Annotated in this window: 21 protein-coding genes; 3 read left to right on the forward strand and 18 right to left on the reverse strand. The window is 65.9% G+C overall.

What is annotated here, in order from left to right; translation table 11 throughout:
* Window position 1 precedes the first annotated feature (1 nt).
* From ACFOHJ_RS07945 to ACFOHJ_RS07960, 4 genes are all read right to left on the reverse strand, one after another.
* A complete protein-coding gene (locus tag ACFOHJ_RS07945) occupies window positions 2-508 on the reverse strand; it encodes a GNAT family N-acetyltransferase (RefSeq protein ID WP_378219954.1) in 507 nt (168 codons plus the stop codon).
* Window positions 505-1,440, reverse strand: coding sequence for a methionyl-tRNA formyltransferase (gene fmt / locus ACFOHJ_RS07950; RefSeq protein ID WP_378219955.1), 936 nt, complete (start codon window positions 1,438-1,440; stop codon window positions 505-507). Before fmt ends, ACFOHJ_RS07945 begins: the two co-directional genes overlap by 4 nt.
* A 6-nt stretch (window positions 1,441-1,446) precedes the next feature.
* Window positions 1,447-1,977: a peptide deformylase gene (gene def, locus ACFOHJ_RS07955; protein ID WP_378219956.1), complete on the reverse strand. Its 531-nt coding sequence runs from the start codon at window positions 1,975-1,977 to the stop codon at window positions 1,447-1,449.
* Between the two features lie 112 nt (window positions 1,978-2,089).
* Window positions 2,090-2,881 (reverse strand): glutathione S-transferase family protein, encoded by a 792-nt coding sequence (locus tag ACFOHJ_RS07960; RefSeq protein WP_378219957.1) that lies wholly within the window; start codon window positions 2,879-2,881, stop codon window positions 2,090-2,092.
* A gap of 155 nt (window positions 2,882-3,036) precedes the next feature.
* Here ACFOHJ_RS07960 and ACFOHJ_RS07965 point away from each other — a divergent pair, with 155 nt between their 5' ends.
* Both ACFOHJ_RS07965 and ACFOHJ_RS07970 read left to right on the forward strand, forming a co-directional pair.
* Window positions 3,037-4,287 (forward strand): DNA recombination protein RmuC, encoded by a 1,251-nt coding sequence (locus ACFOHJ_RS07965; protein ID WP_378219958.1) that lies wholly within the window; start codon window positions 3,037-3,039, stop codon window positions 4,285-4,287.
* A 148-nt stretch (window positions 4,288-4,435) separates the two neighbouring features.
* Entirely contained in the window at window positions 4,436-4,864 is a 429-nt protein-coding gene (locus ACFOHJ_RS07970) for a DUF6481 family protein (RefSeq protein ID WP_378219959.1), read from the forward strand.
* 126 nt (window positions 4,865-4,990) lie between these two features.
* On the opposite strand, the gene sugE is transcribed toward ACFOHJ_RS07970, so the two are convergent.
* The 12 genes from sugE to ilvD form a co-directional block, all read right to left on the reverse strand.
* A complete protein-coding gene (gene sugE, locus ACFOHJ_RS07975) occupies window positions 4,991-5,305 on the reverse strand; it encodes a quaternary ammonium compound efflux SMR transporter SugE (protein WP_378219960.1) in 315 nt (104 codons plus the stop codon).
* Between the two features lie 181 nt (window positions 5,306-5,486).
* Window positions 5,487-5,615: a hypothetical protein gene (locus ACFOHJ_RS07980; RefSeq protein ID WP_378219961.1), complete on the reverse strand. Its 129-nt coding sequence runs from the start codon at window positions 5,613-5,615 to the stop codon at window positions 5,487-5,489.
* A 166-nt stretch (window positions 5,616-5,781) separates the two neighbouring features.
* A complete protein-coding gene (locus tag ACFOHJ_RS07985) occupies window positions 5,782-7,209 on the reverse strand; it encodes a gamma-aminobutyraldehyde dehydrogenase (RefSeq protein WP_378219962.1) in 1,428 nt (475 codons plus the stop codon).
* Between the two features lie 11 nt (window positions 7,210-7,220).
* Window positions 7,221-8,036 (reverse strand): ABC transporter permease, encoded by an 816-nt coding sequence (locus ACFOHJ_RS07990; protein WP_378219963.1) that lies wholly within the window; start codon window positions 8,034-8,036, stop codon window positions 7,221-7,223.
* A complete protein-coding gene (locus ACFOHJ_RS07995; RefSeq protein ID WP_378219964.1) occupies window positions 8,026-8,994 on the reverse strand; it encodes an ABC transporter permease in 969 nt (322 codons plus the stop codon). Before ACFOHJ_RS07995 ends, ACFOHJ_RS07990 begins: the two co-directional genes overlap by 11 nt.
* Window positions 8,994-9,992: an ABC transporter ATP-binding protein gene (locus ACFOHJ_RS08000; protein WP_378219965.1), complete on the reverse strand. Its 999-nt coding sequence runs from the start codon at window positions 9,990-9,992 to the stop codon at window positions 8,994-8,996. The genes ACFOHJ_RS07995 and ACFOHJ_RS08000 overlap by 1 nt, the downstream gene beginning before the upstream one ends.
* Window positions 9,993-10,156: 164 nt before the next feature.
* A complete protein-coding gene (locus tag ACFOHJ_RS08005) occupies window positions 10,157-11,317 on the reverse strand; it encodes an ABC transporter substrate-binding protein (RefSeq protein ID WP_378219966.1) in 1,161 nt (386 codons plus the stop codon).
* A gap of 111 nt (window positions 11,318-11,428) precedes the next feature.
* Entirely contained in the window at window positions 11,429-12,358 is a 930-nt protein-coding gene (locus tag ACFOHJ_RS08010) for a LysR substrate-binding domain-containing protein (protein WP_378219967.1), read from the reverse strand.
* A gap of 73 nt (window positions 12,359-12,431) precedes the next feature.
* On the reverse strand, window positions 12,432-13,346 hold the full coding sequence (locus tag ACFOHJ_RS08015; RefSeq protein WP_378219968.1) for a DMT family transporter: 915 nt from the start codon (window positions 13,344-13,346) through the stop codon (window positions 12,432-12,434).
* 114 nt (window positions 13,347-13,460) lie between these two features.
* Window positions 13,461-13,730 (reverse strand): hypothetical protein, encoded by a 270-nt coding sequence (locus ACFOHJ_RS08020; RefSeq protein WP_378219969.1) that lies wholly within the window; start codon window positions 13,728-13,730, stop codon window positions 13,461-13,463.
* Window positions 13,731-13,812: 82 nt separating this feature from the next.
* Window positions 13,813-15,090, reverse strand: a complete 1,278-nt coding sequence (locus ACFOHJ_RS08025; RefSeq protein WP_378219970.1) for an amidohydrolase family protein — start codon at window positions 15,088-15,090, stop codon at window positions 13,813-13,815.
* Between the two features lie 181 nt (window positions 15,091-15,271).
* Entirely contained in the window at window positions 15,272-17,107 is a 1,836-nt protein-coding gene (gene ilvD, locus ACFOHJ_RS08030) for a dihydroxy-acid dehydratase (RefSeq protein WP_378219971.1), read from the reverse strand.
* 197 nt (window positions 17,108-17,304) lie between these two features.
* Between ilvD and ACFOHJ_RS08035 the strand changes: the two genes are divergently transcribed.
* Entirely contained in the window at window positions 17,305-17,778 is a 474-nt protein-coding gene (locus tag ACFOHJ_RS08035) for a VOC family protein (RefSeq protein ID WP_378219972.1), read from the forward strand.
* A gap of 78 nt (window positions 17,779-17,856) precedes the next feature.
* Here the strand turns inward: ACFOHJ_RS08035 and ACFOHJ_RS08040 are convergent, their stop codons facing one another.
* Window positions 17,857-20,940, reverse strand: a complete 3,084-nt coding sequence (locus ACFOHJ_RS08040; protein ID WP_378219973.1) for an efflux RND transporter permease subunit — start codon at window positions 20,938-20,940, stop codon at window positions 17,857-17,859.
* Complete coding sequence (locus tag ACFOHJ_RS08045; RefSeq protein ID WP_378219974.1) at window positions 20,937-22,172, reverse strand: efflux RND transporter periplasmic adaptor subunit; 1,236 nt, start codon at window positions 22,170-22,172, stop codon at window positions 20,937-20,939. Before ACFOHJ_RS08045 ends, ACFOHJ_RS08040 begins: the two co-directional genes overlap by 4 nt.
* Window positions 22,173-22,195: the final 23 nt, after the last annotated feature.

Here is a 22,195-nt window from a genome sequence, read left to right on the forward strand (position 1 = left end):
GTCAGGCGGCCAGCGCGTCGAAGGCCGTGGCGTAGACCAGCCGGCCCGTCTCCGGCGCCTCGCCCCATGCCAGCGCCTGCAAGGCCTCGCCCTGCCAGGGGCTTTCGAAGCCGGCGGCACGCGCATGGCTGTAGCCGAAGCGGCCGTAATAGGCGGGATCGCCCAGGACGATGGAAAGCCGCTCGCCGGCTGCCTTCAGGCGCACATGCGCCTCGCGGACCAGCGCGCCGCCGATGCCCGTGCCGTGGAAGGACGGATCGACCGCCAGCGGCGCCAGCGCCACCGCCGCAAACTCCTTGCCGGCGTGGTGCACATAGAGCCGCGAAAACAGGATGTGGCCGATGACCTGGCCGTCTTCCTCGGCGACCAGTTCGACGATCGCGTCGCCATCGGTCACCAGCGCGTCGACCAGTCCCGCCTCTGCAGACTGACCGAAAGCGTGTTCCTCCACGAGCCGGATCGCATCGCGATCGCGCGGCGTAGCCGGCCGTATCGACATCATGCTCATGATAGTTTCGTTCCTTCTTGCATGCGTGTACCGCGCAGGAATTCCGACGCGCTGACCGCCTTGCCGCCCGCCCGTTGCAGTTCCACCAGCCTGACCGCGCCCGCAGCGCAAGCCACCGTCAGCCGGTCGTCGAGAATGCTTCCCGGCTCGCCCGAACCCGTGGCAAGCGCCGAGCGCAGCAGTTTCAGCCGTTCCTTGCGCCCGCCGATTTCCCCTTCGCACCACGCGCCGGGAAACGGCGACAGGCCGCGAATGTGGTTATGGACGGTGACGGCGGGAAGCGTCCAATTGACGCGGGTTTCCGCCTTTTCGATCTTTTTAGCGTAGGTGACGCCCTCGTCCGCCTGCGGCGTAAACGCAAGCTCGCCGGCTTCCAGGCGCGCCAGCGCCGCCGTCATCAGTTCGGCGCCCGCCGTCATCAGGGCATCGTGCAGGTCGCCAGCGGTCATGTCGGGCGCTATCGCGACCCTTTGCACGGCCGCCACCGGCCCGGTGTCCAGGCCCTCCTCCATCCGCATCACCACCATGCCGGTCTCGGCGTCGCCGGCCATGACGGCGCGCTGGATCGGGGCGGCCCCGCGCCAGCGCGGCAGCAGCGAGGCATGGCCGTTAAGGCAGCCGAGGCGCGGTGCATCGAGTACGGGCTTCGGCAACAGCAGGCCGTAGGCGACGACCACGGCGACATCGGCAGCAAGGGCGCGGAACGCCGCCTGCTCGGCCTCGCCCTTGAGCGAAACCGGGGTACGGACCTCGAGGCCGAGCCTCTCGGCCTCGCGCTGCACCGGAGAAGGCGTCAGTTCCAGCCCGCGGCGGCCGGCGGCGCGGGGCGGCTGCGTATAGACGGCGGCGATCTCGTGCCCGGCCTCGACTAAGGCGCGCAGCGTCGGCACGGAAAATTCCGGCGTGCCCATGAAGACGACGCGCAGCGCCATGGCCGGTCAGCCGACCATCCTGCCGGGGACCTTGTCCCGCGCCAGTTTCTTGAATTTCTTGACCACCATGTCGCGCTTGAGCTTGGAAATGTGGTCGATGAACAACACCCCGTCGAGATGGTCGATCTCGTGCTGCAGGCAGGTCGCCATCAGGCCTTCGGCCTCCATCTCCTGCATCTTGCCGTCGCGGTCGAGATAGCGCACCCGCACCGTCGCCGGGCGCTCGACCTCGGCATAGTAATCGGGGATCGACAGGCAGCCTTCCTCGTAGACCGAGCGCGCGTCGGCCTTCTCCAGGATTTCGGGGTTGATAAAGACGTGAGGCGCCGGCTCCTCGCCCTCCTTGGCGAGGTCGATGACCAGTATGCGCAGCGGCTCGCCGATCTGGATCGCGGCAAGACCGATGCCGGGCGCGTCATACATGGTTTCCAGCATGTCGTCGGCCAGCTTGCGCAACGGCGCGTCGACCCGCTCGATAGGCTTTGAAACCTGGCGCAGGACCGGATCGGGGAGAATGATGAGCGGCTTGATCGACATGCGCTTCACCTAAGACCTCGGACAAACAGCGTCAACCAGCCGCAGCGTGCAGGAACGAATTTCCAAAGGCGGTTGATCACCGCCGGCCCCATGCCCTCGATGACAGCCCTGGCTACAGCAGCCCGAGTTCGGAATCCGTGGCGGCGGGACCGTATTTGGCGCGAGGCGGCCACGGGCGATCCTGCCAGCGCGGATCGAAGGCGAAGCTGGACAGCTTGCGCCCCGGCAGCAGCGCGCCGTTTCCCGCGCCCATGGCATAGTCGTAGTAGAGCTTGACGATCTCCTCCCTGGAGACCTGCTGGACGGCGGGATGCGCCAGGCAGGCATCGCGCCAGCGGCACACGCGTTCCAGGCCCGGTTCGGCAATGTCGAAATCCTCGTAATAGTCCAGGAACCAGAAGCGCATGAACATCGGCGTGAACACGGCCTCGGCCAGCCCGAACCGGTCGAACAGCCAGGTTCCGGCCGGATTCTGCCATTCGAGGAAGTCGTCGAGCCGGCGGTACTGGGCGATCATCGCCTGGCGGCAGGCTTCGCGCTTTTCCCGGTCCTGGTTCATCACGAAGCGATAGCCCGCCCCGGTGAAATCGCCTTCCATGGCGACCAGCATCGCCTCCACGGCGCGCTCGTAGGGGTCGGCCCGCGCCACCGGCTTTTCCGCGAACAACTCGTCCAGATAGCGCAGGATGACCAGGCTCTCCTTCAGGATGCCGCGTGGTGTGTGCATGATCGGCAGTGCCGTCGTGCCGCGCGACAGCGCCAGCAGCGCGGGATCGCGCGGCCGGGTGATGTCGACCACCGAGAAGCGGACCGCGTCGCGTTTTCCCTTCAGTTCCAGCAGGATTTCCAGCCGCTGCGAAAACGGGCAGACGGGGATGTGATAGACGACGATGTCCGTTTCCATGGTGCTTCCCTCAAGCCGAACCGGTTATGCCCGCGCTAGTTCGGCATCTTTCGTCGCGCTTCGCAACTGAAATACCGGTGCGCCGAGTACAGTCGACCGGCTGTTTGTTCCCTTTTTGATCTGGTGAGCGGCCGCGAATCGGCTATGTTCGCCGCATGAATGAAACGGCATCCTCCCTGTCCGAACCTTTCCTGCGGCTCGGCGCGACGACGATCACGCTAGGCCAGGCGATGGCGGTTGGCGCGGTCCTGTTCCTGCTTCTGGCTTGCGCATTGGTTGCCGCCCTGTGGCGGTCGGCCAAGGCCCGCGAGCAGGCCGCCGCAGAAGCCGCCGCGCAGGCACGGGAAGCCGGGGCGCGCATGGCGGCCATCGTGCAATCCCAGGCCGAGATGCAGGGCCGCATCGGCGCCATCGCCGAGGTGTTCGGGGCCCGGCAGGCCGAGCTTACGCAATCGATCGGCCAGCGGCTCGACGCCATGACCGGTCGGCTCGGCCAGACCATGAGCGAGCAGACGAAGTCCACCCACGAAAGCCTGGCGAAACTGCAGGAACGGCTGGCCGTCATCGATACGGCGCAGAACAACATCCAGTCGCTGGCCGGCCAGGTGGTGCAGCTACAGGCGATCCTGTCCAACAAGCAGACGCGCGGCGCCTTCGGCCAGGCGCGCATGGAGGCGATCGTCGCCGATGGCCTGCCGATGGGCGGCTACGAGTTCCAGACGACGCTGTCGAACGGCAACCGCCCCGACTGCCTGATCCACATGCCGAACGGCGCGCCGGCGCTCGCCATCGACGCGAAATTCCCGCTGGAAGCATGGAACGCCATCCGCGCGGCCGAAGGCGCGGAGGCGCAGAAGATGGCCGCGCAGGCCTTTCGCCGGGACCTGGAAGTGCATATCCGCGACATCTCGGAAAAGTACCTGATCCAGGGCGAGACGCAGGACACCGCCTTCATGTTCGTGCCGTCGGAATCGGTGTTCGCCGAGATCCACGAGCATTTCGAGGCGATCGTCCACCGGGCGCACCGGGCGCGCATCGTCATCGTCTCGCCGTCGCTCTTGATGCTGTCCATCCAGGTCATCCAGGCGATCCTCAAGGATGCGCGCATGCGCGAGCAGGCGCATCTCATCCAGGGCGAGGTGGTGCGGCTGATGGAGGACGTGGCGCGCGTGGACGAGCGGGTGCGCAAGCTGCAAACCCATTTCGGCCAGGCCACCAAGGACATCGACGACATCCTGATCTCGACCGCCAAGGTGACCCGGCGCGGCGAGAAGATCGAGGCGCTGGAGTTCGGCCTGCCGGACGCTCCCGACAGCGCGGCCGGCGCGGCGGCAAAGCCGGACAAGCATTCGGTGGATTCCAAGACCGGCCAGCTTCGGCTGCGGGTCGTCGAGCGCGACGACTGAAAACAACGCCTGGTCGCGCTCAGGCGGGCGGGCGATGTCTTATTGCCGCAACACTAGCAGATTTCATGCCAGTTATGCGGTTTTGACGCTTGAAATCCCGGTTTCCGGGCGTATGTAAGCGTCGCAGATCGACTACAGGGAACTAGACTTGGCTATCTATAGGGAAAAAGACATTTTCGAGCGGCGCAATGCCGCGAACGAGGCGAAGAAGGCACTTCTGGAGCGTTTCAAGGCAAGACCGGCAGACGACGATCCGGCGGTGCTGGCACGTAAGGCGGAACGCCAGGCCATTCTGGAGGCCCGTGCAATACGCGAAGCCGAGAAGGCAAAGCTGAAGCAGGAGCGGCTGGCACGCGAAGCGGCCGAACGCGCCGCACGCGAAGCAGCCGAAGAGGCGGCGCGCCTCGCTGCCGAAGAGATCGCGCAGGCCGAGGCCAAGCGCAAGGAAGCCGAAGAGAACGAGCGCATCGCCCGCCTCCTGGCCGACGAAGCGGCCCGCAAGGCCAAGCGCGATGCGCGCTACGCCGCGCGCAAGCAGCGCGTCGGCAGGGCGCCGCCCGGCTTTACGGCCCGCTAAGGCCACGAACGTTCTTCGCCGAAGCGCGAGCCAAGAACATACGGCTGGAATGGCCCCTGCCCCAGCCCTGAACAAAAAGCCGGAACGACCGCAGGGTCGCCCGGCTTTTTTCGTGCGTCGTGCTTGTCAGGCCGCCAGCTTGAGCCCGATAATGCCGCAAACGATCAAGGCAATGCAGCCCAAGCGGGCGGCTGTCGCGGGTTCGCCCAGAAGCCAGATACCGAGCAGCGCTGTGCCGACGGTGCCGATGCCCGTCCATACCGCGTAGCCGGTACCGACCGGCAGCGTCTTCAGCGCCAGGCCGAGCAGGATCACGCTGACGAGCATCGACAGGGCGGTGAAAACCGTCGGCATCAGGCGCGAAAAGCCCTCGGTGTATTTCAGGCCTATCGCCCAACCGACCTCGAACAGGCCGGCAAAAAACAGGTACGTCCACGCCATTTGAAGACTCCATCAAGTGGGCGGGTCGTCCCGGCCGGATTTTACGGGAACGGCAAGGTCGTCCTTGCCGGCAGGCTGGAGCGGCTCTGGTTTTACTATGGAACAGCAAAACCGCTCTATCTCACTGGTTAGTCGCATTTCCAGCAAAACCGTTTCACGATTTCCCCGGAAACGCTCTGGCCTATTTTTCCTTCAGCCGCGTCGCCTGCACAGGAGGAGCCTTGAACGCCGGAGTCGCCGGTGCCGGCTTCTTCGCGTCCTTCTTGGGTTTGCGAGGCTCCTTGCCCGGCTTCATCGCACCCTTGGCCATGATTCGCTCCTGCGTTTGGCTGTCGCAGCACTCAACCAAGTCTTGCAGCGCACCGCAAGACCCATCGCGACAGGCCTTGCATATAGGTAATTACCGGGCGCTTTGAAGGCTCGGGCAGGCCCGGCCGGGGAAACCGGCCAGCATTTTCCCGCAGCGCGCGGCGACGCTAGCCGTGCGCGATCATGACGTGGCGGACGGCGGTGTAGTCCTCCAGCGCGTAGAGCGACATGTCCTTGCCGTAGCCGGACTGCTTCAACCCGCCATGCGGCATTTCATTGGTCAGCATGAAATGCGTGTTGATCCAGGTGCAGCCATATTGCAGGCGCGCGGCCGTGGCCATGGCGCGCGAAATGTCCTTCGTCCAGACGGACGAGGCCAGCCCGTAGTCGCTGTCGTTGGCCCAGTTGACCGCCTCGTCGGCATCCGAGAAGCGCGTGACCGAAACGACCGGGCCGAAGACCTCGCGGCGCACGATCTCGTCTTCCTGCAAGGCGCCGGCGACGACGGTCGGCTGGTAGAAGAAGCCCGAGCCCTCGCCTGGCTTGCCGCCGGTGGTGATCTCGATGTGCTTCAGTTCCGAGGCGCGCTCGACGAAGCTGGCGACGCGGTCGCGCTGGCGGCGCGAAATCAGCGGGCCGATCTCGTTCTCGGTATCGTCGGGGAGGTTGTAGCGGATGGTCGAGACCGCCGACGTCAGGTCGGCGACCAGCCGGTCATACACCTTCTTGCCGGCGTAGATGCGGCAGGCGGCGGTGCAGTCCTGCCCGGCATTGTAGTAGCCAAAGGCGCGCAGGCCGTTCACTACCGCTTCCATGTCCGCATCGTCGAAGACGATGACAGGAGCCTTGCCGCCCAGTTCCAGATGCGTGCGCTTCACCGATTTCGCCGCCGCCTGCAACACCTTCTTGCCGGTGGCGACGTCGCCGGTGATCGAGATCATGTTGACGCGCGGATGGTTGATGAGCGGGCTGCCGACGCTCTCGCCACGGCCCAGCACCACGTTGACGACGCCTTCCGGCAGGACCTCGCCGAAGATTTTCGCCAGTTTCAGCGCCGTCAGCGGCGTCTGCTCGGACGGCTTGAAGACGACCGTGTTGCCGCCGGCGATGGCCGGCGCCAGCTTCCAGGCCATCATCATCAGCGGGTAGTTCCACGGCGCGATCGAAGCGACGATGCCGATCGGATCGCGGCGGATCATCGAGGTGTGGCCGGGCAGGTATTCGCCGGCCACCTGCCCCGGCAGGGTGCGCACCGCGCCGGCGAAGAAGCGCCAGCAATCGACGATGGCCGGAATCTCGTCGTTCAGCACCGCGTTGATCGGCTTGCCGCAGTTCAACGCCTCCAGCGCGGCGAAGCCTTGCGCCTCCGCCTCGATGCGGTCGGCGATCTTCAGCAGATAGCCCGAGCGCTCGGCCGGCGTGGTGCGCGACCAGGTGGCGAACGCCTTTTCGGCCGCGGCGACGGCGGCATCGATCTGCGCCGGCGAGGCCTCGGGCAGGTCGAGGATGGCTTCCCCGGTCTTGGGATTGAGGACCGCTTCCTCGGCCTCGGTGCCCGCTTCGAATTTCGAGCCGATCAGCATCTGGGTGTCCATGAGAATCTCCCTTATTTGCCCGATCCGGCGATCTGGTCGCCGTCGCGGGTCAGGTAGTAGGCAAGAAGGATCGGCAGCAGGGTGACCAGCACCACCACCATGGCCACGACGTTGGTGACCGGGCGCTGGCGCGGACGGATCAGTTCCTCCAGCATCCAGATCGGCAGCGTCTGCTGCTGGCCGGCGGTAAAGGTGGTGACGATGACCTCGTCGAAGGACAGCGCGAAGGCGAGCATGCCGCCGGCCAGCAGCGCCGTCGCGATGTTGGGCAGCACCACGTAGCGGAAGGTTTGCAGCCCGTCGGCGCCGAGATCCATCGACGCCTCGATCATCGAGCCCGAAGTGCGGCGGAAGCGGGCAACGGCGTTGTTGTAGACCACCACCACGCAGAAGGTGGCGTGGCCGAGCACGATCGTCCAGAACGAGAACGGAATGTCGGCCAGCGAGAAGGCCGAGCGCAGGGCGATGCCGGTGATGATGCCGGGCAGCGCGATCGGCAGGATGACGAGCAGCGAGATCGTCTCGCGGCCGAAGAATTTGGTGCGCGACACGGCCGCCGCGCACAGCGTGCCCAGCACCAGCGCGATGACGGTGGAAATGCAGGCGACGCGCACCGACAGCGACAGCGCCTCCCACACGTCGGGGCGGTTCCAGGTGACGGCAAACCACTGCGTGGTCAGCCCCGGCGGCGGCCACTGGTAGCTGCGCTCCTCGGTGGTGAAGGCGTAGACGAAGATCAGCAGGATCGGCAGGTGCAGGAATAGCAGGCCGCAGGCGGCGGCTATCTTGAGGCCGAGCGGCGTGCGCTGGGAGCGGTCAGAGCGCATCGAACGCCCCCAGTTTCTTCGCACCCCACAGATAAAAGCCCATGATGACGATCGGCACGACCGTGAAGGCGGCGGCAAGCGGGATGTTGCCGGCGGTGCCCTGCTGGGCATAGACGGCTTGGCCGATGAACAGGCGTGAGGTGCCGACGATCTGCGGCACGATGTAGTCGCCGAGCGTCAGCGAGAAGGTGAAGATCGAGCCGGCGACGATGCCGGGCAGCGCCAGCGGGAAGATCACGTTGCGGAACGTCTGGCGCGGCGAGGCGCCGAGGTCGGAAGACGCCTCGACCAGATTGGCGGGCACGCGCTCCAGCGCCGCCTGCATCGGCAGGATCATGAACGGCAGCCAGACATAGACGAAGACGATGAAGGTGCCGGTGAAGGAGACCGACAGCGAATTGCCGCCGACATAGGGCAGCGACAGCCAGGCGTCGAGCACCCACAAAAGATGCAGCTTGGCCAAGAGCCAGTTCAGGATACCTTCCTTGGCGAGAATGAGCTTCCAGGCGTAGATCTTGACCAGGTAGCTCGACCACAGCGGCAGCATGACGCCGAGATAAAACAGCGCCTTCCAGCGGCCGCGCGCATAGCGCGCCGCGTAATAGGCGATCGGGAAGGCCACCACGATAGAGGCGAGCGTCACGCAGGCCGCCATCACCACGGTGCGGATGATGATGTCGACATTGGCGGGCTGGAGCAGGTCGCCATAGGTCTTCAGCGTCAGTTCGTGGTTGATGAGGCCCGAAAACTCGTCGATCGAAAAGAAGCTCTGCGCCAGGAGCGCGATCAGCGAGCCGATATAGACGATGCCGAGCCACAGCACCGGCGGCAAAAGCATGATGAGCAGCAGCAGCGTCGGCTTGCGCCAGAAGGCGTCCGACAGCACCCCGCGCACGCCGCCCGAAGGCGGCAGGATGGCCCTCCGGACATCGATGACGGGAGCGGAAACGGCCGTCATCACGCCCCTTCCTCCATCAGGTGCAGCTGCTCGCGGTTGAAGGTCAGCGTCACCTCCTCGCCGGCCTCCGGCAGGGCCGCACCGGCGGGGACCGTGGCATGCAGGCGCAAGCCTTCGGCTTCGAGCAGCAGCTTCGTGGTCGCGCCGAGGTAGTTGGTGGAAACGAGCCGTGCCGGCACGCCCTCGCCGGCGACCTTGCGGCCGACGCGGATCGCTTCCGGCCGCAGGCTTGCCCAGCGATGCTGGCCCGACCATCGCTGCACGAAGTCCGGCGGCAGGACGTTGGAAGAGCCGACGAAGTCGGCGACGAAACGGGTGGCGGGGCGCTGGTAGATTTCTTCCGGCGTGCCCACCTGCATGATCCTGCCGTCGTTGAAGACGGCCACGCGGTCGGCCATGGACAGGGCTTCACCCTGGTCGTGGGTGACGAAGACGAAGGTGATGCCGAGCGCCTTCTGCAACGCCTTCAACTCTTCCTGCATGTTCTCGCGCAGCTTGAGGTCGAGCGCGCCGAGCGGCTCGTCGAGCAACAGCACCCTCGGCTGGTTGACCAGCGCGCGGGCGAGCGCGACGCGCTGGCGCTGGCCGCCCGACAACTGGCCGGGCCGGCGTGCGCCGTAGCCGGGCAGTTGCACCAGCGCCAAGGCCTCCTCGGCCGCCTTGTAGCGCTCGGTCTTGCCAATTCCCTTGACCATCAGCCCATAGGCGACGTTGTCGAGGATGTTGAGGTGCGGAAACAGCGCATAGTCCTGGAACACGGTGTTGACGTTGCGCCGATAGGGCGGAACGCCTTCGGCCCGCTCGCCGAAGATGGAGATCGAGCCGGACGTCGGCTGCTCGAAACCGGCGATCAGCCGCAGGCATGTCGTCTTGCCGGAGCCGGACGGCCCCAGCATGGCGAAGAACTCGCCGGCCCCGACATCGAGGTCGACCGCATCAACGGCGCGCACGCTGCCGAAATGGCGCGAGACTTGTCGGAAAGAAACAGCTGAGGTCATGGGTTCACTCTCGAAAGTCAGCGCTGCCCCTCACCGCCCTGCCGGGCACCTCTCCCCGCAAGAGGCGGGGAGAGGAAGACAGCTTCGACGCCGGTTCCCCCTCTCCCCGTTTCATGGGGAGAGGGTAGGGGTGAGGGGCGGCACGAGCCTGGGAGGCTTGTCGCCTAGCGGCCGCCGATCACGCCGATATAATCGGACACCCAGCGGTAGTAGGGCACGCACTGGTCGTTCTGGGTGGCGCACTGGGAAACCGGCGTCTTCCAGAACTTGATCTTGTCGAAATTGTCGAAACCGTTGGTGGCGCAGCCTTCGTCGGTCAGCAGTTCGTTGCCCTTGCAGGCGGCGGGCACCACCGGCACCGAGCCGAACCAGGCGGCGAGATCGCCCTGCACCTTCGGCTTCAGCGAATGCTCCATCCACATATAGGCGCAGTTGGGGTGCGCCGCCTCGGCGTGCAGCATGGTGGTGTCCGACCAGCCGGTCGCGCCCTCTTCCGGAATGGTCGAGGCAATCGGCTGCTTGGCGGCAACCAGCGTGTTGACCTGGAACGGCCACGACGAGGAGGCGACCACGCCCTCGTTCTGGAAATCGTCGACCTGGATCGCGGCGTCGTGCCAGTAGCGGCCGACCAGCGTGCGCTGGAAGCGCAGCAGGTCGAGCGCGGCCTTGTACTGGTCCTCGTTCAGCTCGTACGGGTCCTTGATGCCGAGTTCCGGCTTGTGCGCCATCAGGTAGTTGGCGGCGTCGGCGATATAGATCGGGCCGTCATAAGCCTGCACCCGGCCCTTGTTCGACTTGCCGTCGGACAAGGTCTGCTCCTCGAACACCACGTTCCAGCTCTTCGGCGCTTCCTTGAAGATGTTGGTGTTGTACATCAGCACGTTCGGCCCCCACTGGTAGGGCACGCCGTAATGAACGCCCTTGACGGTGTACCAGGGCGCGTTCTGCAGGCGCTCGTCCACCGTCTTCCAGCTCGGGATGAGGTCGACATTGACCGGCTGCACGCGCTTGCCGGCGACCAGCCGCAGCGAGGCGTCGCCGGAGGCGGTGACGAGGTCGAAGCCGCCCTCGTTCATCAGCGCCACCATTTCGTCGGAAGTGGCCGCGGTCTTGACCGTCACCTTGCAGCCGGTCTCCTTCTCGAAATCGCTCACCCAGTCGTAGGCCTTGTCGGTCTCGCCGCGCTCGATGTAGCCGGGCCAGGCGACGATCGACAGCGCGCCCTCGCCCTTGCCGATCTCCTTGAGCATTTCCTGCGCGCTCGCCTGGCCGACAAAAGCCAGCGCCATCGTAAGAGCCGTGCATGATTTCAGAAACGATTGCATGTCGAACCTCCCGTTTGGCAGGGGCCGACCCTCCCGGCTCCCCCCTTGAGCCAAAGGTGTCGCAAATTTTTCGCATTCGCAAATTCATTTATGGGAAGGTCGCTATCGGTTTTACCGATAGGAAACGCTCCCCAGCCGCTGGCGCAGCACGCGCTGCGACTGGGCGATCCCGATGAAGTCGCGCGCCGATTGCGGCAAGGTCGAGCCGCGCCGCCACACCATGCCCACCTGCACCACAGGCAGGGCGCCGGAAATGTCGCGGCTTTCGATGCGGTCGCCTTCCAGCGACCAGGGGCGATAGACGAGGTCGGGCAGCAGCGCGACGCCGGCGCCGGTGGCGACGAGGCTGCGCACCGCCTCCACCGAGCGCGTGCGGAAGGCGACGTTGGGCTTGGCACCGATCGCGGCCAGCAGCGGCCCGGCGCTTTCCTCGATCTCGTCCACCGTCAGCATGATCAGCGGCTCGCCGGCAAGGTCGCTGATGCCGATGATCTCGGTCGAGGCGAGGCGGTGGCTGAGCGGCAGCCACAGCCGGTAGGCCGATACTTCGAGGATTTCCGATTGCAGCGCCATGCGGTCGCGCAGGTTGGAGGTGACCATGACGGCGATGTCGAGCTTGCCGCCGACCAGGAGGTGTTCGAGATAATCGCCATTGTCCTCGATGGCCGACACTTCCACGCCCGGATAGGCGCGGCGGTAGCGCGCCAGGAGATCGGACAGCACATAGCCGGCGACCAGCGAGGTGACGCCCAGTTGCAGGCGGCCGCCGACGACGGTCTGCTCGCCGGAAAAGGCGCGGCGGGCGTCCGACACATTGGCCAGTATCTTGGTGGCGTGGCGCAGGAACTGGTGGCCCTTGTGGGTGATGTTGAGGCCGCGCGAATGGCGCTCGAACAACTCCACGCCGAGATCGCGCTCGAGTTCCCGGATCGCCTCGGTGACCGAGGATTGCGAGATCGACAGGTGTTGCGCGGCGCCCGACACGGTGCCCTGCTCGGCCACCGCGACGAAGAACTGCAACTGCCTGATCGAAAACGCCATCGCCCGATTAAGCACGGATCGGCGGGAACGCGAAAGAGCCCCCGGAACGGGCCGCGCCGCCTCGCGTCTGCCTCTAGCTGACGCCCTTGGGCACGTTCTCCGGCGGCACCGTCGCCACCGTGTTCTGGCGGTGGAAGATGAACAAGCCGGCGAGCACGACGACGCCGGCGCCGATCAGGATACGCGGGCCGGGCACGTCGCCGAAGAAGATCAGGCCGAAGACGATCGCCCACAACAGCAGCGTGTAGTGCAGCGGCGCCAGCGTCGAGGCGGGCGCCAGCTTGAGGGCGCGCGTGATCAGGAGATGGGCGACGCAGGAGACGATGCCGAGAAGGGCCATGGCGCCGACATCGAAGGCGGTCGGCGTCTGCCATGTGCCGATGGTCAGCACGCCGCCGGCTACCAGCGTGCCGACCGTCTGCCAGGTGACCAGCGAGGTGTCGCTGGTGCCGCGCAGCCGGCGGTTGAGGACGATGCCGAAGGCAAAGGACAGGCTGCCGACCAAGGCGAAGATCGACGGCAGCGAAAACGCCGAGGACGACGGCTTCAGCATGATCAGCACGCCGCAGAAACCGACGAGGATCGCCGTCCAGCGCCGCCAGCCGACCTTCTCGCCAAGCAGGAGGTGCGACAGCGCCGCGACATAGATCGGCCCGGCCATGTAGAAGCTCATGACATCGGCAAGCGGCAGATAGACCACGGCGGCGTAGAAGAGCATCGTGTCCAGCGTCATGGCCAGCACGCGCAGGAACTGCAGGTCGCGCCGCTCCATATGGAACAGCTTGGCGCTGCCCTGCCGGGCCAGCATCGGCCCGAGGACGACGAACGCGCCGATCGAGCGGATCAGCACCACCTGCCCGACCGAGAAGGAGGCGACCAGCCATTTGCCCATGGCGTCGTTGAGCGCGAACATGAAGTCGCCCGCCAACATCAGCAGGATGCCGACGACAAGCACGTTACGGACTGGAATTTGAGTGACCGAGGTCATCGATGCTGCATCTCACAGAATGAACGGGTCCTGCCCAAGTCCGCACACCGCCGATGGCGCGCTTTAGCCGGACAGCACAGCATTAGCGAGGAAATTCGATTGGCGCAGGCTTGGTTACGACGGCCGGTGCCGTGGCGGCCGCACGATTATCGGCCGGTAGATGACGGGCGGCCCCCAGAACGGGTCGTAGCTCTGCATCGCGCGCAGGTCCGCGCGGCGGTCGAGTTCGATGCGCTGCAGGCATTCGGCGAAGGCGTCGTTGTCATGCCGGAACCCGTAAGACCGGCACGTCGCCTCGTCGGCGGCGCGCTGCTCCTCTGCGGTCACGCAGCCAGACAGCGTGAGGGCGAGGACGGCGACGGCAAGGGAAGAAACCGCACGCATTTTCGATGCCTCCGCACCGGTCGTGAAGCCATATCAGCGCTGCGATAGCGCCCGATCGTGGCAAAACTTATATCGGCGCCGCCTACGCCTTGTGCCGGCGATTGACGCTTGCCGGCCGCGACGGCAGCGACAGGGCGGCGTCGCGCTTTTCGCGCCGCGAGACCACCCTGCCGCGCGCGACGACGCAAAGCCGGTCTGGCCTGAGCCGCACCGCCTCGATGGCGTTGCCGGCGTCCAGCACGACGAGGCTGGCGCGCTTGCCGACCGCGAGCCCGAGATGATCGAGCCCCATGATGGCGGCGTTGACGTTGGTCACCATGTCGAAGCAGCGCGCCATGTCGGCGGGGCTCGACATCTGGGCGGCGTGCAGCCCCATGAAGGCGACGTCGAGCATGTCGGCCGTGCCCAGCGAATACCACGGGTCGAGCACGCAGTCCTGGCCCCAGCCGACGCGGATGCCGAGCTTCAGCATTTCCGGCACGCGGGTGAGACCGCGCCGCTTCGGATAGGTGTCGTGGCGGCCCTGCAGCATCATGTTGATGAGCGGATTGGGGATCACCGAAAGGTCGGCCTCGGCGATCAGCGGCAGCAGCTTGGAGACGTAGTAATTGTCCATGGAGTGCATGGAGGTGAGGTGCGAGCCGGCCACCCTGCCCTGCAGGCCGAGGCGCTGCGTCTCATAGGCCAGTTGCTCGATATGGCGCGAATGCGGATCGTCGCTCTCGTCGCAATGCATGTCGACCATCAGGCCGCGCTTTGCAGCAATCTCGCACAGTTCCGCCACCGAGCGGGTGCCGTCGGCCATGGTGCGCTCGAAATGCGGAATGCCGCCGACGATCTCGACGCCCTTGTCCAGCGCGCGGATGGTATTCTCGCGCGCGGTCGCCGAGCGGTAGAAGCCGTCCTGCGGGAAGGCCACCAGTTGCAGGTCGATATAGGGAGCAACCTCCTTCTTGACCTCCAGCAGCGCCTCGACCGCCAGCAGGCGGTCGTCGCAGACGTCGACATGGGTGCGGATGGCGAGCAGGCCCATCGATACCGCCCAGTCGCAATAGGCCAGCGCGCGTTCCTTCACCGCCTCATGGGTGAGCAGCGGCTTCAGTTCGCCCCACAGCGCAATGCCTTCCAGCAGCGTGCCCGACGCGTTGATACGCGGGATGCCGTAGGACAGCGTCGCGTCCATATGGAAATGCGGGTCGACGAAGGGCGGAGAGACGAGATCGCCGGAAGCCTCGACGACGGTGCCGGCCTCGGCCTCGATCTTTGGTTCGATCGCCGTGATCGTCTCGCCCTTGATGCCGATATCGGCCACGCGCCCGTCCGGCAGGGTGCCGCCAGCAACGATGATGTCGAAGCTCATTTTTCCCGTCTCCCCATTTTGGCGCCGCCAGTATGTGCGGGCGCTCGTGGGCTTCAGTACCCCCACCCCTGACCCCTCCCCTCAAGCGGGGGGAAGCGGAAGCGCGGTGCGCAATCCCCCTCCCCTTGAGGGGAGGGGTCAGGGATGGGGTAAATCCAGCGCGCTGTGCCTCAGCCCTTTTTCACTCCGGAACGTGGCGCACCGCGCCCTTGTCGGCGCTGGTGGCGAAGGCGGCGTAGGCGCGCAGCGCCTGGGTGACGTTGCGCTTGCGCGGCTCGGCCGGCTTCCAGCCGGCCTTGTCCTGCGCGGCGCGGCGCGCTTCGAGTTCCGCCTCCGGCACCGCCAGGTTGATGGTACGGTTCGGAATATCGATCTCGATGATATCGCCGTCGCGCACCAGTCCGATCGCGCCGCCGAGCGCCGCTTCCGGCGAGGCGTGGCCGATGGACAGGCCCGACGTGCCGCCGGAGAAGCGTCCGTCGGTCAGCAGCGCGCACTCCTTGCCCAGCCCCTTCGATTTCAGGTAGCTGGTCGGATAGAGCATTTCCTGCATGCCCGGGCCGCCGCGCGGCCCCTCGTAGCGAATGACGACGACGTCGCCGGCCTTCACGGCGTTGCCGAGAATGCCCTTCACCGCCGCGTCCTGGCTTTCGAACACCACCGCAGGTCCCTTGAACTTGAGGATCGATTCATCGACGCCCGCCGTCTTCACGATGCAGCCGTCGAGCGCGATGTTGCCCTTCAGCACCGCCAGGCCGCCGTCCTTGGAGAACGGATGCTCGGCGCTGCGGATCACGCCCTTCTCGCGGTCGAGGTCGAGGTCGTCCCAGCGCCGGTCCTGGCTGAACGCCACCTGCGAGGGCACGCCGCCGGGTGCGGCAAGGTAGAAGTCGCGCACCTTCTGGCTATGGGTGCGCGACACGTCCCAATGCTCGATGGCTTGCCCGAGCGTCGCGGTATGCACGGTCGGCAGGTCGCGCTTGATCAGGCCGGCCCGGTCCAGCTGGCCGAGGATCGCATAGATGCCGCCGGCGCGGTGCACGTCCTCCATGTGCACGTCGGCCTTGGCTGGCGCCACCTTGCACAGGCAAGGCACGCGGCGCGACAGCCGGTCGATGTCGGCCAGCGTGAAATCGACGCCGGCCTCGTGCGCGGCGGCAAGGATGTGCAGCACCGTGTTGGTGGAGCCGCCCATGGCGATATCCAGCGTCATGGCGTTCTCGAACGCGCCCTTGGAGGCGATCGCGCGCGGCAAGGCCGTCTCGTCGCCCTGCTCGTAATAGCGCTGGGCAAGGTCGACGATCAGATGGCCCGCCTCAACGAACAGGCGCTCGCGGTCGGCATGGGTGGCGAGCGTCGAACCGTTGCCCGGCAGCGACAGGCCGAGCGCCTCGGTCAGGCAGTTCATGGAATTGGCGGTGAACATGCCCGAGCAGGAGCCGCAGGTCGGGCAGGCCGAACGCTCGATCACCTTGACGTCGTCGTCGGAAATCTTGTCGTCGGCCGCCGCCACCATGGCATCGACCAGGTCGAGCGCCTGCTTCTTGCCGGAAAGCACGACCTTGCCCGCTTCCATCGGCCCGCCGGAAACGAACACGGCGGGAATGTTGAGGCGCATCGCGGCGTTCAGCATGCCGGGGGTGATCTTGTCGCAGTTGGAGATGCAGACCATGGCGTCGGCGCAATGCGCGTTGACCATGTATTCGACCGAGTCGGCGATGATTTCGCGCGACGGCAGCGAATAGAGCATGCCGTCGTGGCCCATGGCGATGCCGTCGTCGACGGCGATGGTGTTGAACTCCTTGGCGACGCCACCCGCCTTCTCGATCTCGCGCGCCACGAGCTGGCCGAGGTCCTTCAGGTGCACGTGCCCCGGCACGAACTGGGTGAACGAATTCACGACCGCGATGATCGGCTTGCCGAAATCGCTGTCCTTCATGCCCGTGGCGCGCCACAGGCCGCGGGCGCCGGCCATGTTGCGGCCATGGGTGGTGGTGCGTGAACGATAGGCAGGCATGAAATTTTCCTCGATCCAAACGCCGTGCCGCAGCGACACGGAAAACCAAAAAAGGGAGCCGCAGGCGTTATATACGCGCTCGCATGGTCTTGCCACGTTTTTGCGATACGCCACAGTGGGGAGCCATCAGCAGAAGCAAGCAAGCCGGCCCGCAAGCCTGCCGGAACCGACCGACACGACCAGCGAGGAGCAAGACAATGCAGAAGATCAGCCCATGCCTGTGGTTTCGCAACGAGGCCGAGGAGGCCGTCGATTTCTACGTCTCGATTTTCCCCGGCGCGAAGAAGGGAAGCGTGCTGCGCAGCGACGACGTCGAGGTCCGATCCTCCGGCGGCGTCGTGATGGTGAATTTCGAGTTGTTCGGCCAGTCGTTCCAAGCGCTGAACGGCAACCAGGAAGACCCGTTCAACCACGCCATATCGCTTTCCGTGGACTGCAAGGACCAGGCCGAGGTCGACCATTACTGGGACAAGCTGATCGGCGACCGCGGCAAGGGCATCGCCTGTAGTTGGCTGAAGGACCGCTACGGGGTTTCCTGGCAGATCGTGCCGGAAATCCTGCCACGGCTGCTCAACGACCCGGACAAGGCCAAGGCCGCCCGCGTCATGCAGGCGATGATGAAGATGGTCAAGATCGACGTCGCCGCGATCGAGGCGGCGGCGCGAGGCTGAAGCGCCGGCATCCCGGACCCCTGGAAAAGCGAAGGGCGGCGGATCGCTCCGCCGCCCTTCGAAGGCTTCAGGCCGGGGTCAGTCCAGCGGCGCCGGCATTAGCGCCGGGTCAGGCTTTTCGGCATGTAGCGGCACGTCCTTGCTGGCGATGAACGTATAGAACATCGGCACGACGAACAGCGTGAACATGGTGCCGATGAGGATGCCCGTGAAGATCACCAGGCCCATCGAATAGCGCGCCGCCGCACCCGCGCCGCTGGAAGTGATCAGCGGCACCACGCCCAGCGCCATCGCCGCCGTGGTCATCAGGATCGGCCTGAGGCGCACCTTGGCCGAAGCCACGATGGCGTCGCGCCTTCGCAGGCCATTCACTTCCCGCTGCTGGTTGGCGAATTCCACCAGCAGGATGCCGTGCTTGGTAATCAGGCCGATCAGCGTGATCAGGCCCACCTGCGTGTAGATGTTAAGCGTCCCCAGCCCCAGGTTGAGCGGCACGATGGCGCCGAAGATCGACAGCGGCACCGCCATCATGATGATCAGCGGATCGCGGAAGCTCTCGAACTGCGCCGCCAGCACCAGGTAGATGACGAGGATGGCCGCGGCGAAGGCGATCAGGATGGTGTTGCCCTGCTCCTTTTCCTGCCGGGACTGGCCGGAATAGTCGACGAAGAAGGTGTCGGAGAGCGTCTGGTTGGCCAGGTCCTCCAGCGTCTTGAGGCCGTCACCGGTGGTGACGCCGGGCACCGGCAGGGCCGAGATGGTCGCCGAGTTCAACTGGTTGAACTGCTCGATCGCCGCCGGCGAGGCGTTGGTGGAAACCTTCACCACGGAAGACAGCGGCACCATGGCTCCCGTCGAACTGCGCACGAAATAGTTGCCCAGCTTCTCCGGGTTGTTGCGGAACTCCTGCGGCACCTGCGGGATGATGTCGTAGCTGTTGGAATCGCGGTCGAACTGCGCCACTTCCGCGCCGCCCACCAGCAGGGTGAGCGTGCGGCCGATATCGCTGATCGGGATGTTGAGCGCGGCCGCCCGGTCGCGGTCGATCGTGACCGTCACCTGCGGGGCGTCAAACGACATCGAGTTCTGCACGACGATGAAGCGGCCCGAAGCCTGCGCCTTCTGCTTGATCTGCTCGGCGGCCTGGAACACCTCGTCGGCGCCGCCGGTCGAGCGGACCACCATGGAAATCGGCAGGCCGCCGCCGGAACCGGGCAGCGTCGGCGGGGCGAACACGAAGGCCTCGACGCCGGCGACCTTGGCCAGACGGCCCTGGATGTCGGCCTGGAGTTCCTTTTGCGAACGGTCGCGCTCGGCCCAGTCCTTGAACGCGAAGCCGACGAAGGCCTGGTCGGTCGCGCCGCCGAAGGCGGTAGCGGCGAACAGCGCGCGGGTCTCCGGCACGTCATGGACCAGACCGAGGATCTGGTTGACGTAGGTCTCGGTATAGTCCGAGGTCGCGTAGCGCGGCGCGGTGACCAGCGACAGCAGGAAGCCCTGGTCCTCTTCCGGCGCCAGTTCGCTGGAGGTCTTGGTGAACATGAAGCCGGTCAGCGCCACCAGCACCAGGACGATCAACAGCGTCACCGGGCGGTATTTCAGCGAGCCGGCGACCAGCTTCTCGTAGATGTGCTCGACGCGCTCGAAGGTGCCGTCCACGATGCGCTGGAAGCGGCTTTGCGAGCCCTTCTTGAGCAGGCGGGCCGACATCATCGGCGTGATGGTGATGGCGACCAGGCCCGACAGCACGACCGCGCCGGCGAGCGTCATGGCGAATTCGCGGAACAGCGCGCCGGTGAGGCCGCCGGTGAAGGCCAGCGGCGCGAACACGGCGGCCAGCGTCATCGTCATGGCGATAATGGCCGAAGCGATCTCGCGCATGCCGCTGAAGGCCGCCTGCATCGGCGCCATGCCGTCTTCCTCGATGTGGCGGTGGATGTTCTCCACCACCACGATCGCGTCGTCGACGACAAGGCCGATGGCGAGCACCATGGCCAGCAGCGACAACAGGTTGATCGAATAGCCGACCGTATAGAGCAAGAAGCAGACGCCGATCAGCGACAGCGGTATGGTGACGATCGGCATCGCCACGGACCGGAACGAACCGAGGAACAGCAGGATCACCACCACGACGATCGCAACCGCTTCGCCGATGGTCTTGAACACCTCGTCGATCGAGGCCGAAATCTGTTCGGTCGAGTCGTAGACGATCTCGATCGTCATGCCCTTCGGCAGCGATTCCTGGATCGAGGGCACGATCTTGTGGATGGCCTCCGCCGTGCTCAGCGGGTTGGCGGCCGGCGTCGGGAAGATCGCCAGGAAGGTGCCCGGCTTGCCGTTGAAGTTGACCCTTGTGTCCGTGCTTTCGGCGGCGAGTTCCACATTCGCCACGTCGCGCAGCCGCACCACCTTGCCGTCCTGCGAGCGCAGCGGAAGCTGCGAGAACGCCTCGGGCGTCTGCAGCGTCGAGCGCACGGTGATCGAGGAGGTCACATATTTGTTCTCGGTCTTGCCGGGGGCCGACAGGAAGTTCGAGCTGTTGATGGCGTTGAGCACGTCGGTCGCCGTCACGCCGCGCGCGGCCAGCCGCACCGGATCGATCCAGACGCGCATCGAATAGTCGGCCGCGCCGAAGATCTGCACGTCGGCGACGCCCTCGACCGTCGTCATGCGCGGCCGCACCACGCGCTCGATATATTCGGTGAGCTGCTCGGGCGTCATGTTCGGATTCTGCATCGACAGATACATCATCGCGAACTGCTGGCCGGTGCCCTTGACGATGACCGGGTCCTTGGCCTCGGTCGGCAGCGTGCCGCGCACGCCCTGCACCTTGGACAGCACTTCCGTCAGCGCCACGTCGGGGTCGGATCCGAGCTTCATCTGCACGGTGACCGTGCTCGAGGAAGGCCGGCTCTGCGACGTGACGTAGTCGACGTTCTCGGTCGAGGAAACGGCGCGCGCGATCGGGGCCGAAATGAAGCCCTGGATCAGGTCGGCGCTGGCGCCCGGATACACCGTGGTGATGGTGATCGCCGTCTCGTCCACCTTCGGGTACTGCCGGATCGACAGGTTGAAGATGCCCTGGAAGCCGAGAAGCAGGATCAGACAGGCAAGCACGGTCGACAGGACCGGCCGGCGAATGAAGAGATCTGAGATACTCATTGGGCGGGCGCCTGCGGGTTGGCGAGCTTGGTCGGGTCGATGGTGTTGTCGACGTGGACGGACATGCCGTTGAACAGGCGGTTCTGGCCGGCGGTGACGACTTCGTCACCCTCGGACACGCCCTTCACGATCTCGACGAGGTTGCCGTCGCGGCGGCCGGGCGTGACGAAGACCTGCGACAGCACCAGAGCGGGCTGCTCGCCTTCGGCTGGCGCGGCAGGCTTGACCGCATCCGCTTCCGGCTTCTTCTCGGCGTCGGCGGCCGGCTTGCCGGCGTCGGCTGCGGGCTTCTCCGCCTCCGCTGCAGGCTTCTCGGCCGGCTTCGCCGGCTGCACCACATAGATGTAATCGCCGTAAAGGCTGGTCGTCAGCGCCGTCTGCGGCACCGCCAGCACGCCCTTCTGTTCCGGCAGCTCGACACGGACCTGAACGAACTGGCCGGGAGAAAGCTTGCCTTCGGGATTGTCGACCTCGGCCCGCACCGAAACCAGCCGGCTCGAGGGGTCGATCTTCGGGTTGATGCCGCGGATGGCGCCCGCATAGGGCATCTCGCCATTGCCGATGCCGATGCGCACCGTCTGGCCGATCTTCAACAGCGGAAGCTGCTGTTCCGGCACCGTGAAATCGACGCGCATCGTCTCCAGGTCCTGCAACGTCACCACGACGGTGCCGGGCGCGAGATACTGGCCGAGGTCGATCTGCGGGATGCCGGCGGTGCCGGCGAAGGGAGCCTTGAGCTGCTTTTGGTCGAGAATGGCCTGAAGCTTGTTGACCTGCGATTCGGAAGCGGAAGCGGCCGCGCGCGCATTGTCCAGCGTGACGTCCGAGCCGACGCCGCGCCGCTGCAGTTCGAGGGCACGCTTGAGCGCGACCTGGTCGAGCGCCGCCTGCGCCTTCTGCGCCTCGAGGTCGGCGCGCTGCACCGCGTCGTCCATCTGCACCAGCACCGCGCCGGCATCCACCTTCTGGTTGGCGCTGAACAGGACGTCCTTGACGATACCGGCCGTTTCCACCGTGAGGTCGACGCCGCGCACCGCGCTCACCGTGCCGATCGCCTCGATGCCCGGCGTCCAGTCGGCCGGCTTGACGACGACCGTCGAGACCGTCGCCGCCGGCGGCTTCATGGTGGCGAAATACTGCTTGATGGCGTTTTCGCGGAAGAGGTTGAAGCCGACGATGCCGCCGCCGATCAACACGAGCAGGATAAGGGCAATGATAAAGCGCTTGATCACGGACAGTCCCCTAGGGCGCAATA

The sequence above is a fragment of the Aquamicrobium soli genome, assembly GCF_042646345.1.
Classification (GTDB): Bacteria; Pseudomonadota; Alphaproteobacteria; order Rhizobiales; family Rhizobiaceae; genus Mesorhizobium; species Mesorhizobium soli_A.